Below are 13,431 nucleotides of genomic sequence, written 5' to 3' on the forward strand. Positions count from 1 at the left end.
GGCCGGCCCGCCGGTCGACCCAGCTCAACGTGGCTCGATCAGCCGGGCGATCTTCAGTCCCAAATGGAGGATCAGCCGGTCGTCGCCGCTGCGGAGGTCGAGACCGGTCTCCTGCTCCACCCGTTGCAGCCGGTAGTACAGGCTGGTCCGGTGCAGACCGAGTTGCTCGGCGGTGCGTTTGATGTGGCCGGCGTTGTCCAGGAACGTCTCGATCGTGGTGATCAACGCGTCGTCCGCGGCGGCGTGGCTGGTGAGCAACGTGCGCAGGCCGGCCGGGATGCTGCCGGCCAGGCGTTCGGCCGGTAGTTCGGCCAGCATGCCGTACACGCCGAGTTCGCTGTGGCACACCACTGGACCGAGCACGCGGACGTCCCGGGCGATGTCGGCGGCCGCGCGGGCTTCCACATAGGACTGATACACCGTGCTCAGGTCGTCGCGCCGACCGCCGATGCCGACCCAGCACGCCGCCGGGGCTACGGCTTCACGCAGCACGCGGTCACGGATCATGGTGCCCAATTGACGCAGGTCGTCGCCGGTGGGCCGGGCGAGCAGCAGAATCCCGTGGTCGGGGCGTTCCAACTGGACCAAGTGGCGTTGCGGGCTGCGATGCCGGGCCAGTTCCAACCCGGCGGCGAGCGCGAGCCGGTCCTGTTCGGCCACCGGGGTACGCGCGAGGCGGACCACCATCGCGGCAACCGGGCCGACGACGAACAGGCCTTCCTCGACCAATTGGCCCGCTGCCTGGTCCCTGAGCACCTCGTCGCCGGACACCACATCCCGGGCGAGTTCCCGCTCGCGGCCCCTGGTCAGCTCGCCGATCAGGTACTCGCGGTGCATGATCAACGCGGCCGTTTCCGCCGTCCGCCGCAGGACCGCTTCGTCCTCGGCGGTGACCGGGCCGTCCGACGCCAACAGCCACAGGAAGCCCAGCAGGTCCTCGTTGTGCCGCACCGGCATCCCGATCCGGTCGATCCGCAGCCCCAGGACGGCGTCCGCCGGCACGGTGAACAGCCCCTCCGCCCCGCCGCAGTGCCGGCGGACGTGGTCGACGACCGCACGCGGGACGCCGCGCCGCAGGATCGAGCCCGTACGTACCTCGTCCACCTCACGGACGTGCGCGTTGTAAGCCAGCAACCGGATTCCGGCGTCGTCGATCGCCACGGACCGGCCCAGCCGGCTGCCCACGCTGTCGACCAGCCGTTGCAGTTCGGACGCCATGCTCCGAGCGTATCGACCGGCCGTCCGACACATGTCTGAAGTAGACGGACAAGGACTCGACACTCGTCGGTACTGCCCCGAACGAGCCGTCCACGAGACTCACTGCTGACCGCCGGCCGACGACGTCCCCCGGGAGAGCACGGATGAAAGTATCGCGGTGGCTGGGGCGCCGGCTGCTGATGATCGCCGTCCTGCTGGTTGGCGTCTCGGTGCTGGTGTTCGGGCTGCTCCAACTGACCCCCGGCAGCCCGGAACAGATCCTGCTGGGCGCCCGGCCGACCTCGCCGCAGGCGCTGGCCGCGGTCCGCGCCGACTTCCACCTGGACGAGTCGTTTCTCGCGCAGTACTGGCGCTGGCTGACCGGCGCGCTGCACCTGGACTTCGGCCGTTCCATCCGGACCGGCCAGCCGGTGGCCGACGTACTCGCCGAACGGCTGCCGATCACGTTGTTCCTCTCGCTGTACGCCTTCCTGCTCGTCGCCGTGATCGCGATCCCGTTGGGGCTGGTGTCCGGGATCCGCAACGGCACCATGATCGACCGAGCGGCGACGCTGATCAGCACCTTCGGGGTGAGCGCGCCGGCGTTCGCGGTCGGCATCCTGCTGCTGTACGTGTTCGGCGTGGCGCTCGGCTGGTTCCCGGTGTACGGCCCGGGAACGGGCTTCACCGACCGACTGTGGCACTTGACGCTGCCCGCGATCACCCTGTCGCTGAGCGTCATCGCGGTGGTGTCCCGGCAGACCAGAGCCGCGGCGCTGACGGTCTACAACGAGGACTTCGTCACGTTCGCGCGGGGACGGGGGCTGCCCAGGCGCCTGATCTGGGGACGGTACGCGCTGCGCAACAGCTCGTTGCCGGTGGCCACCTCGATGGGCATGGTGTTCGCGTACTTCCTCACCGGCTCGGTGATCGTCGAACAGACCTTCGCGCTGCCCGGGATCGGCGAGCTCCTGGTCGGCTCGGTGTCCACCAAGGACATTCCGGTGGTACAGGCGCTGGCGTTGCTGGCAGCCGTGGTCGTACTGGTCCTCAACCTGGTCGCGGACCTCCTGTACCCGGTTCTCGACCCCCGGGTGCGAAAGTCGGTGTTCGGATGACCCGGCGCAGACCTGGAATCACCGTGGTGCTGTCCATGGTTCTGACGTCGCTGCTCGCCGTGGCTGCGGTTGTCGGGCAATGGCTGGCGCCCATGGATCCCACCAAACAGGACATCCTGGCCGCCGCGGCCCCGCCGGGTGGCGGCCACCCGCTGGGCACCGACCAACTCGGCCGCGACGTGCTGTCCCGGGTGCTCGCCGGGACGCAGTCCGCGCTGGTCGGGCCGGTCGTCGTGGCGATCGGAGCCGGCATCGTCGCGGTGGTGTTCGGGCTGCTCGCCGGTTTCCGCGGCGGTCTGCTCGACACGGTGGTGATGCGGGTGGTGGATCTGCTGTACGCGTTGCCGTCCATCCTCGTCGTGGTCGTGCTGGTGGGTCTGCTCGGCAGCGGGTACTGGGGCGCGGTCGGGGTGCTGATCCTGCTGTCCGCGCCCGGCGGGGTGCGGATGGTGCGTTCAGTGGTCCTGGCCCAACGAACCCTGCCGTACGTGGAGGCCGGCCGGGTGGTGGGCCTCAGCGATCGCCGGCTGATGTTCGTGCACGTACTGCCGAACGTGCTGCCGACCGTGGTGGCGGGGTTGTTGCTGGACTTCGTCGGCGGGTTGGTCGCGTTGTCCGCGTTGTCGTTCCTGGGGATGGGCAGCCCGCCCGGGTCGTTCGACTGGGGCCGGATGCTGACGGAGAACCGTGGCCTGCTGGAACAGAACGCGTGGGCCGCGCTGGCCCCGGCGTTGCTCATCGTCATCGCCGCGTCGTCGGTGACCGTACTCGGTGACTGGGTGTTCGCCCGGCTCACTGGAAAGGAGCGCGGGCGTGGCTGACCCGTTGGTGAGCGTCCGGGACCTGGTTGTGTCCGATGTGGACAGCGGCGCGCGGATCGTCGACGGCATAGGGTTCGACGTCGCCCGCGGCGAGACCGTGGCGATCGTGGGCGAGTCGGGCAGCGGCAAGTCGATGACCGCCCGCGCGCTGATGGGCCTGCTCCCCCAAGGTGTCCGCGCGTCAGGCACCGCGATGTTCGGGCCGGACAACCTGATCACCGCGCCGGAACGCCGGATGCGGCGGATCCGGGGCAGCGGCATCGGCATGCTGTTGCAGGACCCGTTCACGTTGCTCAACCCGTTGATCCGCACCGGAACGCACATCGGCGAGACGCTCCGCTCGGCCGGCCGGTTCTCCCGCGCCGACCTGCGCCGGGAAGTCGCCCGGCGGCTCGACGAGGTCGGCGTCCGCCAGGCGACGGCCCGGTACCCGGTCGAACTGTCCGGGGGGATGCGGCAGCGAGTGGGCCTGGCGGCGGCGATCGCCAAGAACCCGGACCTGCTCATCGCCGACGAGCCGACCACCGCACTGGACAGCACGACCCAGCGCGAGGTGCTCCGGCTGCTCCGCGACATCCAGCGGGACCGCGGCATGAGCCTGTTGCTGATCACCCATGACCTGAACGTGGCGTTCTCCCTGTGCGACCGGGTGCTGGTGATGCACTCCGGCGTCATCCTGGAGGAGGCCACGCCGGACCAGCTGCGCGCGCACCCGGCCACCGAGTACACCGCGCGGCTCCTCGCGGCCGACCTGCCGCTGGACCGCCGGCTCGACCGCATCCAGCCCGCGACCACCACTCCGATCGCTGCCCGGGTTGTCAACCCGTCACCAGGCCGTCCGCTGCTGCGGGTCCGTGACCTGGTCAAGCGGTTCGACGGCCACCAAGCGCTCAAAGGTGTCGATGTGGAGGTGATCGCTGGGTGCAGTGTCGGTGTCGTCGGCGAGTCCGGGTCGGGCAAGACCACTCTGGCCCGCTGCGTGCTCGGCCTGGAGACGCCGACCTCGGGCAGCATCGAACTCGACGGAACCCCGCTGAGCCCGGCCGACCTGGGCCGCGTCCGCGGCATGGTCCAGTGCGTGTTCCAGGACCCGTACTCGTCGCTGAATCCCGCGCACAGCATCGGTTTCACGCTCGGTGAGGTGATCCGCCGCCGGGGGACGCCCGGGGAGGCCGACGAGGTGGCCGGGCTGCTCGCCTCGGTGGGTCTCCCGGCCGACTACGCGCGTCGCCGGCCGGTCGCCCTGTCCGGCGGGCAGCGCCAGCGGGTCGCCATCGCCCGCGCCCTGGCGATGCGGCCGAAGATCCTGGTCTGCGACGAACCGGTGGCCGCGCTGGACGTGTCGGTGCAGGCGCAGGTCCTGCAACTGCTGCGAGATCTGCAGGACCAGGGGCTGACGTTGTTGTTCATCACCCACGACCTGTCGGTGGTCCGGCAGATGACGGACGAACTGGTGGTGCTGTACCGGGGCGAGGTCGTCGAAAGCGGGCCCACCGAGAAGGTGCTCGGCGACCCGCGGCACGACTACACCCAGCGGTTGCTGGCGGCGGTGCCCAGTGGCACCGCCGACTGGCTCAACCCATCACCGTCCCCGACGAATCCTTGTTGAACGGGCGTTTCCGGGAGAACGCGCCGAGACTCACCACGTGCCCGGTGTGCTCGCACTCGTAGCGAACGGGGTTGTTGTCGTGGTCGTGCCCGGCCTCCACCTGCTGGACGAGCGTGGCGACGAACCGGCCCGCCAGCGGCGCGTTCTTGAACTGGTTGCCGCTGGTGCCCATGGCGACGTAGAAGCCGGGCAGGTCGGTCCGGTCGTAGATGGGCGTCCAGTCGTCGGCCACGTCGTACACGCCGGCGATTCCCTTGGCCGCGTTCGGGACCCGGACGTCGGTGAGCCGGCGGGCCGCGCGCAGGACCTGGGCCTCGAACCGGGCCGCCGTCGGGTACGGGCTCGCCTGGTCCGGGTCGTCGATCCACTCGAACGGGTCGCACTCCGGTTCGGTGCCGCCGACCAGGAGCTGCCCACCCGGGGCGGGACGCAGGTACGTGCCGAGGTCCATGTCCGCGATGCACGGCCCCGCGTAGCCCTCGGGGGCCGGGATCTGGTGCACCTCCTGGCGCATCGGCCGGACGCCGATGGTGAACTCCGTGCCCACACCCGCGAGCCGGTTGATCGCCCCTGACCACGGACCGGCGGCGTTGACCAGTACAGGAGCGTCGATCCGTGACCCGTCGGACAGGGCAACGCCGTACACCCGGCCGCCGTGCTGCGACACGGCGACAACGCCACGGTTGAACAGAAAGAGCGCGCCGCGCCGTCGTGCGGCGTCAGCCAGGTTCCGCGCCGCGAGCTGCGGATCGTCGATGAAACCGGCGTCAGGTGTGTACACCGCGCCGAGATCCTCGGTGGCGTCGGCGAAGAACGCCGGGTCGTCAACGGATTTCGGCGGCCAGTACCGGCCCGTGTCGATTCCCGGGATCCGGGTCCGGAGCGTGGCCGCGTCCCATCTCTCGTAGGGCACGCCGACGCTGTCGAACAACGGCAGCACCCGTTCGGCCGGGGCGATGTCCACGTCGAGCAAGGCCATCCCGGTGCGCCGGAACGCGGCAAGCCCGGATTCCGCCGGCGCACCAAGGTGATCCGCCCATCGGTCCCAGCAGTGCTTCGACTCCCACGCGGTCGCCACGGCGTCCCTGGTCGAGTAGTTGAAGCGCACGATCGCGCTGGACGCGCTCGTCGAACCGTGCCCTTCCCCACCCGCCTTGTCCACCACGACGACCCTGAACCCGAGCCGCGCCAGTTCGTACGCCGCCGAGGATCCGATCACCCCGGCGCCGATCACGACCGCGTCCGCGGTTGCCGACATGCCACCCCCATCAGATGTGTGCCGAAGTACCTCATCGTCGCACTGTGGCAATAGCGCAGGTGATGCGCGCCGACGTTGTCGAAATGGTGGTCCGCCTCAGGAATGACGACGAGGTCATAGGGCTTGTCCGCCCGGACCAGCGCGTCGCACATCTTCATGGTGGCGGAGAACGGCGCGTTGACGTCCGCGGTGCCGTGGATCATCAACAGCTTGCCGGCGAGCCGGTCGACCTCGTCGTAGCTGCGGGCGGCCGCGTAGGCTTCGGGGTGGTCGACCGGCAGACCCATGTACGGCTCGATCGCCTGCGCGTGCACGTCTTCCAGCGAGTAAGCCGGGCAGACCGCGACACCGACGTGGTAGAGGTCGGGCGCGAAGAGCATCGTGCGGACGGTGTTGTAACCGCCGTACGACCCTCCGGTCACACCGATCCGGTCGGCGTCCATGAACGGGTGCCGGTCGAGCAGTCGCCGCAGGACATGCGCGTGGTCCTGCACGTGGAAATCCTGGAAACGACCGTAGCCGACATCTTGGAAAGCCTTGCCCCGCTGCGGAGTTCCCCGTCCGTCTACACTGTACACAACGAACCCGTGCGCAGCCATGCCCATCGCCAGGACCCCGATCGGGTCACCGAACCCGACCTGGTGAATGACTTCCTGTGGCCCGCCGTAGATGTACTCGATCACCGGGTACTTGCGCGCCGGGTCGAATCCGGGCGGCCGGTAGAGTACCCCCTGTAGAGCTGTCACGCCATCCGCGGCGGTGACAGTAAACGGTTCCGGCGGTTCCGGGACGAGTTCGTCTAGCCCGGTTACATCCGCGGTAGCCAACGTCATCGTCACCGCGCCCTCGGCGGTGACGAGGTCGACCGAAGGCGGGCGGTGCACTGACGAGTGCGTGTCGATGAAGTACTTGAGATCACAGGTCGGCACCGGCTCGTGCCGGCCTGGCTGGGTGGTGAGTTGCCGGAATCCGTTGCCGTCCAAGCCTGTTCGGCACAGGTGGACGTCGTAGGGCCGATCGGGATCGCTGTGTGCGGTGAAGAACACGGTGTCAGCCGCCACACCGAGAATCCGCACGACCTCGAACGCGCCCGAGGTGACTTGGCCGATCTCCTTGCCGTCCAAGCCATAGAGGTACAGGTGCCGCCAGCCGTCGCGTTCGGAGAAGAACAGCACCCTGTCTTCGCCGACGAGATGTTCCGGCCCAAACCGGACGAAGTCCTCCTGGTCGCCGACGATGAACGTGTCCTGGGTCTCCTCGCACACCAGCCGGGCCGAACCCGTTGTCGCGTCGGCGAGATAGAGCCGGAGGTAACGCTGACGCCGGTCGGTCGCGGTGAGGTACACCGCGCTGCTGTCCAGGGTGAAACCGTGCGGCGTGATGGTCTGGTCGGGCTCGCCGGGCAGGTCGATCGGGACGATCCGGCCGGACCGCACGTCGATCACCGCCGGATGGTACGTGTGCAGGGCGCCGCCGGCCCTGGTGACGGGAATCCAGTGCGCGTCCTCGTTCGGGCCGAGCCAGTGCACGATCGGCAACCGGGTGCTGACGTGCCTGCGGTCGACCCGGTTGGCCACGATCCGCTCGCTGTCAGGCGACCACGCCGCTCCCTCGATTTCCCATGCAAAACCGGGTTCGCCAGTGGCGGTGAGCGGGGTCACGCGATCGTCCAGCAGCCCGCGTAGGGCGAGGTTGGTGGCCTGCTCGGTGAGCAGATGCCGGCCGTCCGGCGACGGCACCTCGTCCGGACCGGGATCGGACGCGATGAGTCCTTTTCGGACATTGCGCGGTACGGCCAGACGGCGGCGCAGTGCCTCGGCGGGTGACAGCCGCCGTACCTGGTAGCTCGTGAGATCCAGGTCCAGTACCGTCCCGTCCCGGGCTTCGAACCGGATCGTGGTGTCGGCGACGAACTCGAACGTGCCGACTGTATACTGTAGCCGTTCGGCGTCGAACAACTGTTTCATCGTCCCGGCGGCCGGGTCGACGTCCCAGACCACGGAATCGCCGTCGGTGAAGCAGAACCGCACGCCGTCCGGCCGGAACACCGGACGGACCGAACCGCCCCGGACCACGGCGGCGAACCGCTCGGCGAACTCGGACAGGTTCACGCGGCCACCTTGACGTTGCCCACCCACTCCTGGGCGAAGAACGTCCACTGCCCGAACTTGCCGGTGTAGGCGTACTTCCTGGCCAGCGCGATGGTGACGTCCGAGTAGTAGACCGGGATGTAGGGCACGTCCTCGGACAACCGGCCGGTGATGGTCTTCATCGAGCTGACCTGGGCGGCCTTGTCCCCCTTGCGGAACGTCGCGATCTGCTGGAGCACGTCGGCCGGCGCGTAGTTGGCCACGTTCTGGCTCGTGGGCTCGTCCAGCGGGGCCAGCAGGACGTCGGCGAGGCCCATCGGCGTCGGGTAGTCCGCGGACAGCGACGCGATCTTCACCGCCGGCCCCTTCTTGCCGAAGATGTTCGCCAGCCACTGGGCGGCCGGGACCTCACTGACGTTGATCGTGATGCCCAGCGGCTTGACGTTCGCCGCCAACGACTGCAACACGTTGCCCAGCCCCGGCGTCGAGTTCGGGAACTCGGCCTCGGCGGTGAACCCGTTGGGGGACGCCGACTGCGCCAGTTCGGCCTTGGCCTTCGCCATGTCGAAGTCGTACGGCGGCAACGTCCGGTAGAAAGCGTCGACCTCCTCGGGTGGCGCCAGGTTCGTCCACAGTGTCGGGTCGATGATGCTCGCCGCCCGGCGGCCGTGCCCACCGGCCAGCGACTTGACGATGCCGTCCCGGTCGAGTGCGTACGACAGGGCCCGCCGCACGTGCGGGTCCGTGAACGGTGCCTGCGAGTTGTCGAGCATGACCATGGCGGTAGTGGACGAGGGCGAGTACTGGACGCGGATCGACGACGTGGTGTCCCACTGGCGGGCGGTCTGCAGCGGCACCGAGAACGTCCCGTCCACCTCACCGGACTGCATGGCCAGCCGCCGGGTGTCCGGGTCTGGGATCACCGTGAACTCCACTTGGGCGACCGTGGGCTTCGACCCGTAGTAACCCTCGTACCTCGCGAGAGTGGCGCCGGTCGCCGGGGAGAACGACTTGACCGTGTACGGGCCGGTTCCCATGATCAGCCCGGTCGCGTCACCGAGGTTCGACGCGTGCGCGAGGGCATAGTCCTTCTCCATCACGCCGGCCTTGCTGATCGAGTACGCCATCGACGGGTCCGGTGTGGACAGTTTGACAGTGACCTGGGACGGCGAGGTCGCAGTCACGTCGGCGAGGTGCGCGAACGCGCCCATCAGTTCGGAGGCGACCTGGGGATCGATGTGGCGCCGCAGCGAGAACACGGCGTCCTCGGCGGTCAACGACTTGCCGTCCCAGAACTTCACGTCCGTGCGCAGGTCGAACACGAGCGTGGTCGGGTCCGGCTGGGACCACGCGCGGGCGAGCCTGGGTTGGATCCGGCCGTCGGCGTCCAGCCCGACCAACGGTTCCAGCAGTTCGGTGTAGACCGCTGCGGACGACCCGTCGTACGCGTGTGCGGGATCTAGGCTGCGCGGCCCCTCGGCCAACGCCCATTTCAGGACCGGGATGTTCTCGTTCGTCCCCTCGCTGGCGATCGGCGCGGCCGATCCGCCCGATCCCGAGGAACACGCCGCCAGCGACAACACCACGGCGGCGACCAGGGTCGGCACACCGGTCTTTCGTTGCGTTCTCATCGCACCTGTCCTGGGCAACACTGGGGCAGGTCGAGCCATGACGTGCCCAGGTGGATGGTCCACTCGGCATCGGTGCCTGCCGAGGCGAAGGTGCCATGGTCGGCACCGGCGACCGCGAGCCGAAGACGCTCGCCGGCCGGGATGACAACGGAGATCGGCAGCAGCGCGAAGCTCACCGTCTCAGGGCTGCCGGGTGTCATCGGCCGGGCGTCCTCGGCGCGATGGCTGTGGTAGAGCTCTAGTACGCCAGATGGTGCCTCGCCTCGCTGCCGATGGCTGAGCCGTAGACAGCCCTCGGTCAGACACCGGACCCGGCCGTCCGGGGCCACGGTCTCCAGGTACGCGAACACGACCCCGTCGGGGCGGGTGGACTCGAGGGTGAGACCGACTACTACCTCACCCGTCAGCTCCAGCGGCACCGACAGTGGTTTTCCGGTGTGGCACAACAGCTTGGTGTCCTCTGTCGCCCGGTCGGTGAATACCATCGGCCGATCCGCGCTGCCGTTGAACTGGTACCACGGGTTGTTCGTCGGCCCGGTGGTTGTAGTCGGGTCAACCTTGTAGGTGACCGTCCCGGTGCCGGGCTCGCCGGTGAGGCTGCCATCCTGGTTCGGATACACACGCAGAGGCGTGGTCACCGGCCAGGTGCTCGTCCGATGGAGGGTCTCGGTACCGATCGTCCAGTACTCCAGGGTTCGCTTTGGTTCGACGGGATCGCCGGTCAGCCGCTCACGGAGGTATCGGACGGTCTCGTCGAGCATGTCGGGCAACACCGGCCGTGGCTCTTCGTCAACATACGGGCTGACATGCAGGTTTCCGTGGGTCGACGACAAGATGGTGACTCGGTCAGGGCGGGCGGTGCCGCGGAAGTGCTCGACCGCGCCCGCCCCGGTTCCCGCGTCGTACCAGCTCGCCCACAGCCAGATCGCGGTGTCCGACCGCTCGATCTCCCCGCGCCTGGCCCGCGGACCACTGTCGGAGTCCTCGCGGTATGCCTGGGCAGTCAGCGTTTCCAGCAGGTTCGGGTTTCCGGCGTGGTCGGCGATGGCCCCGGTGAGCAGTGCCCCGTCGGTGTCCTCGTCGACCCGCAACGCGGTCACGTCGATGTCGGCGTAGAGCCCGGCGAGCTCGGTGATGACCGACGGATCGCCCCGGTCGAGCGCGGCCACCATCCGCGACCAGTCGCTGATCATGGCCGTGGCCAGCACTCCCCCGGGATGGTGGATCTGGGTGAACGGGTCGTAGTCGGGGAACAACGGCACCACCGCCCGCACAGCCGGATGGCATTCGGCGGCCAACAGCAGTGCGGTGTTCGCGTCGTAGGACTTGCCCCACGCGCCGACCGCGCCGGTGCACCACGGCTGCGCGACCAGCCAGTCGACGACCTCGGCGATGTCCGCGATCTCCCGCCGGGACCACCCCACCGCCCACGTCCCGTAGGACGCGCCGGTACCTCGGACGTCGACGACCGCGAGCGCGAGCCCGGCGCCGGTGAACCCCTCGACCTCACCCGGCCGGGGCAGCCGCCAGTACCGGGTCGCCCGCACCACGACCGGCACCGGCCCGGTCCGATCAGGACGGTGCACAGTGACCGCGATCCGCGTGGTGTCGCGCATCAGGACGTAGTGCGACGAGGTGATGACCATGGCTGCGACCGTATCCACGCGGGCGACCCGGGGATTCCGACATTTGTCGGAGATACTCATGGCCTAGTTCGGCGGAGTGTCGGAGGAGTAGTCCGGCATAGGCCTACCGGCAAGGAAGTCCCGGAGCAGGCCGAGGTACACCTCGGGCTGGTTGCCCGCGATCGCATGGCCGGCGCCACGCACGTACACCAGGGTCGAGTTAGGCAGGGTACGACGATAGTCGCGGGTGATCCCCCATTTGATGAAGTCGCACTCGCCGCGCATGATGAGCGTCGGCACGGTGACCTTACGCAGCGCCGGCCGCGGATCGGGGATCTCGGCGAAGTCGGCGTTGGTGACCTGGTTGACGTAGAAGCCCTGCATGTTGCCGTGGGCCGGCGCCGTCGGCGAACCGGGGCAGCCGGTGGAATCCCTGCCGGTGAGCGCCAGCTTGTGCATCCAGGAGTCAGCCTCGGCGTCGGGCACGAGCGCGTGCGCCGCCCGCGGATTGACGTCCACCAACGCGAACATGGCCAGATCACGCAGGGACACGTCCGGTTCCTCGGTCCACGGATCGCCCTCGTTCGCCTCGGTGACGTCACCACGCCAGATCGGCCCGGGTGACGTGATCACCGCGCGGGCGACCCGGTCCGGATGGGCGGCGAGGTACTGCGCGGTGAGCGAACCACCCCACGACTGTCCGATCAGGACGATCTGGTCCGCGCCGATCGCGACCCGGATCGCCTCCAGGTCGGCCACCTGCCGGGCCACCGTGTACTGGGTGACGTCGGCGAGCCGGCTGGACCGCCCGGCACCAACCTGGTCGTAGACGTACACCGGGTAACCATCGGCGGCCAGCACCTGCCCGGCGGCCGGAATGCCCTCACCGGGCGTGCCGGGCCCGCCGTGCAGGAAGATCACCGGCGTGGACCGCCCGGTGCCAGTGGCCGGCGCGTGCTGGTAGGCGATCCGGGACCCGGTCGGCAGGTCCCAGTACCGAACACCCGGCGGGACCGCCCCAGCCTGAGTGACCGGCCCCGGGGAGAACACGGTGACCGCGGCCAGAACACCCACCAGAACCGTCACCACCGCGCTCAGCCAAACGGACAACGACCGACGAACCCTCAGCAGTGCGAAACCCAGCCGAGAAAGCAGGAACGCGACTCCCGCGATCACCACAAGGCTGGCAAGGATGATGACAGTGATCGAGGAAGTAAGCGACGCGGCAACGAGAAACGCGAGCACACCACCACCGATCGCCAGAACGACGGACAGCAACAGGAGCACGGACCCGGCCATGCGGCGAAACAGAATAGGAAGCACGGCCCACACCGTAGGAACGACCGCCCGAATCGGGCGTCCGTCCACGGTGGTACCCAGCACCCCCGCCGAACGGCGGGGGTGCGCCGGTCTTGGAACGACGGCGTCTGTATACAGAATGCACTCGCCGCGCGGCTGATCGACCAGAAGACAGGGGAAGGGCCGCGTCCAGGTCGGCCGAGAGACAGAACGAAGCACCGGTCTGGGGCGCGGGCACGCGCAAGAGGTGAGGGACGCCAGCTCGCGGAGGGCCGGGTGGCCTGAGGGCTGAGGGCTGAGGGCTGGGGCCTGAGGGCTGGGGTCGGCGAGCTGGGGACTGCGGTCGGTGGCTGAGGGCCGGGCTGGGCCGCCGAGCACAAGGGCTGGGCAGGGGCGGTCAACCACAACGGCCGGGCTGGATGGCTGAGGACAAGGAGCCGGACTGGGGTGCCTGAGCACAAGGACCGGACTGGGGCCGCCGAGCATAAGGACCCGGGCTGGGCGGCTGAGGACTGAGGTCAGGTCGGAGGCCGAGGGCTGGAGTGCGGCTGGCTGGGTCGTCCGGTCGGCTTCTTGAGCAGCCGTCTGTCCACAATGGCCGGCCAGGGCGTCCAACTCCCACGATACGACCTCCGAGTCCCACCAAGCGGACGCCCACCAAGGTTGGCGGGTCTTGAGGACCCTTTGAACCGTTCCAATTGGCCGCTAGCCACTACAAACCCCACTCACCACTCTCGCCGTTCGCCCGAATGACGTAACGCAGCGAGGTTGGCGACCCGCCCG

Annotated in this window: 9 protein-coding genes; 3 read left to right on the forward strand and 6 right to left on the reverse strand. The window is 69.0% G+C overall.

Annotated features, from left to right (window positions below):
* Window positions 1-24: 24 nt before the first annotated feature.
* Complete coding sequence (locus EV192_RS36360; RefSeq protein ID WP_132123164.1) at window positions 25-1,218, reverse strand: PucR family transcriptional regulator; 1,194 nt, start codon at window positions 1,216-1,218, stop codon at window positions 25-27.
* Between the two features lie 143 nt (window positions 1,219-1,361).
* Between EV192_RS36360 and EV192_RS36365 the strand changes: the two genes are divergently transcribed.
* The 3 genes from EV192_RS36365 to EV192_RS36375 are packed head-to-tail and all read left to right on the forward strand — an operon-like array spanning window position 1,362 to window position 4,745.
* The gene (locus tag EV192_RS36365) at window positions 1,362-2,315 is read left to right on the forward strand and encodes an ABC transporter permease (RefSeq protein WP_132123165.1); all 954 of its coding nucleotides are present in this window, start codon (window positions 1,362-1,364) and stop codon (window positions 2,313-2,315) included.
* Window positions 2,312-3,136: an ABC transporter permease gene (locus EV192_RS36370; RefSeq protein WP_132123166.1), complete on the forward strand. Its 825-nt coding sequence runs from the start codon at window positions 2,312-2,314 to the stop codon at window positions 3,134-3,136. The genes EV192_RS36365 and EV192_RS36370 overlap by 4 nt, the downstream gene beginning before the upstream one ends.
* Window positions 3,129-4,745, forward strand: a complete 1,617-nt coding sequence (locus EV192_RS36375) for an ATP-binding cassette domain-containing protein (protein WP_132123167.1) — start codon at window positions 3,129-3,131, stop codon at window positions 4,743-4,745. Before EV192_RS36370 ends, EV192_RS36375 begins: the two co-directional genes overlap by 8 nt.
* Here EV192_RS36375 and EV192_RS36380 read toward each other — a convergent pair.
* The 5 genes from EV192_RS36380 to EV192_RS36400 all read right to left on the reverse strand — a co-directional run bounded on the left by EV192_RS36380 (window position 4,711) and on the right by EV192_RS36400 (window position 12,672).
* Entirely contained in the window at window positions 4,711-6,003 is a 1,293-nt protein-coding gene (locus EV192_RS36380; RefSeq protein WP_132123168.1) for an NAD(P)/FAD-dependent oxidoreductase, read from the reverse strand. The genes EV192_RS36375 and EV192_RS36380 overlap by 35 nt on opposite strands.
* Window positions 5,976-8,114 carry a S9 family peptidase gene (locus EV192_RS36385; protein WP_132123169.1) on the reverse strand — a complete coding sequence of 713 codons (2,139 nt, stop codon included), beginning with the start codon at window positions 8,112-8,114 and terminating at the stop codon, window positions 5,976-5,978. Before EV192_RS36385 ends, EV192_RS36380 begins: the two co-directional genes overlap by 28 nt.
* A complete protein-coding gene (locus EV192_RS36390; protein ID WP_165960819.1) occupies window positions 8,111-9,724 on the reverse strand; it encodes an ABC transporter substrate-binding protein in 1,614 nt (537 codons plus the stop codon). The genes EV192_RS36385 and EV192_RS36390 overlap by 4 nt, the downstream gene beginning before the upstream one ends.
* A complete protein-coding gene (locus tag EV192_RS36395; RefSeq protein WP_165960820.1) occupies window positions 9,721-11,370 on the reverse strand; it encodes a CocE/NonD family hydrolase in 1,650 nt (549 codons plus the stop codon). The genes EV192_RS36390 and EV192_RS36395 overlap by 4 nt, the downstream gene beginning before the upstream one ends.
* Window positions 11,371-11,433: 63 nt before the next feature.
* On the reverse strand, window positions 11,434-12,672 hold the full coding sequence (locus EV192_RS36400) for an alpha/beta fold hydrolase (RefSeq protein ID WP_165960821.1): 1,239 nt from the start codon (window positions 12,670-12,672) through the stop codon (window positions 11,434-11,436).
* Window positions 12,673-13,431: the final 759 nt, after the last annotated feature.

Origin of the sequence: Actinocrispum wychmicini (assembly GCF_004345645.1) — a bacterium.
In the GTDB taxonomy this organism is placed as follows: Bacteria; Actinomycetota; Actinomycetes; order Mycobacteriales; family Pseudonocardiaceae; genus Kibdelosporangium; species Kibdelosporangium wychmicini.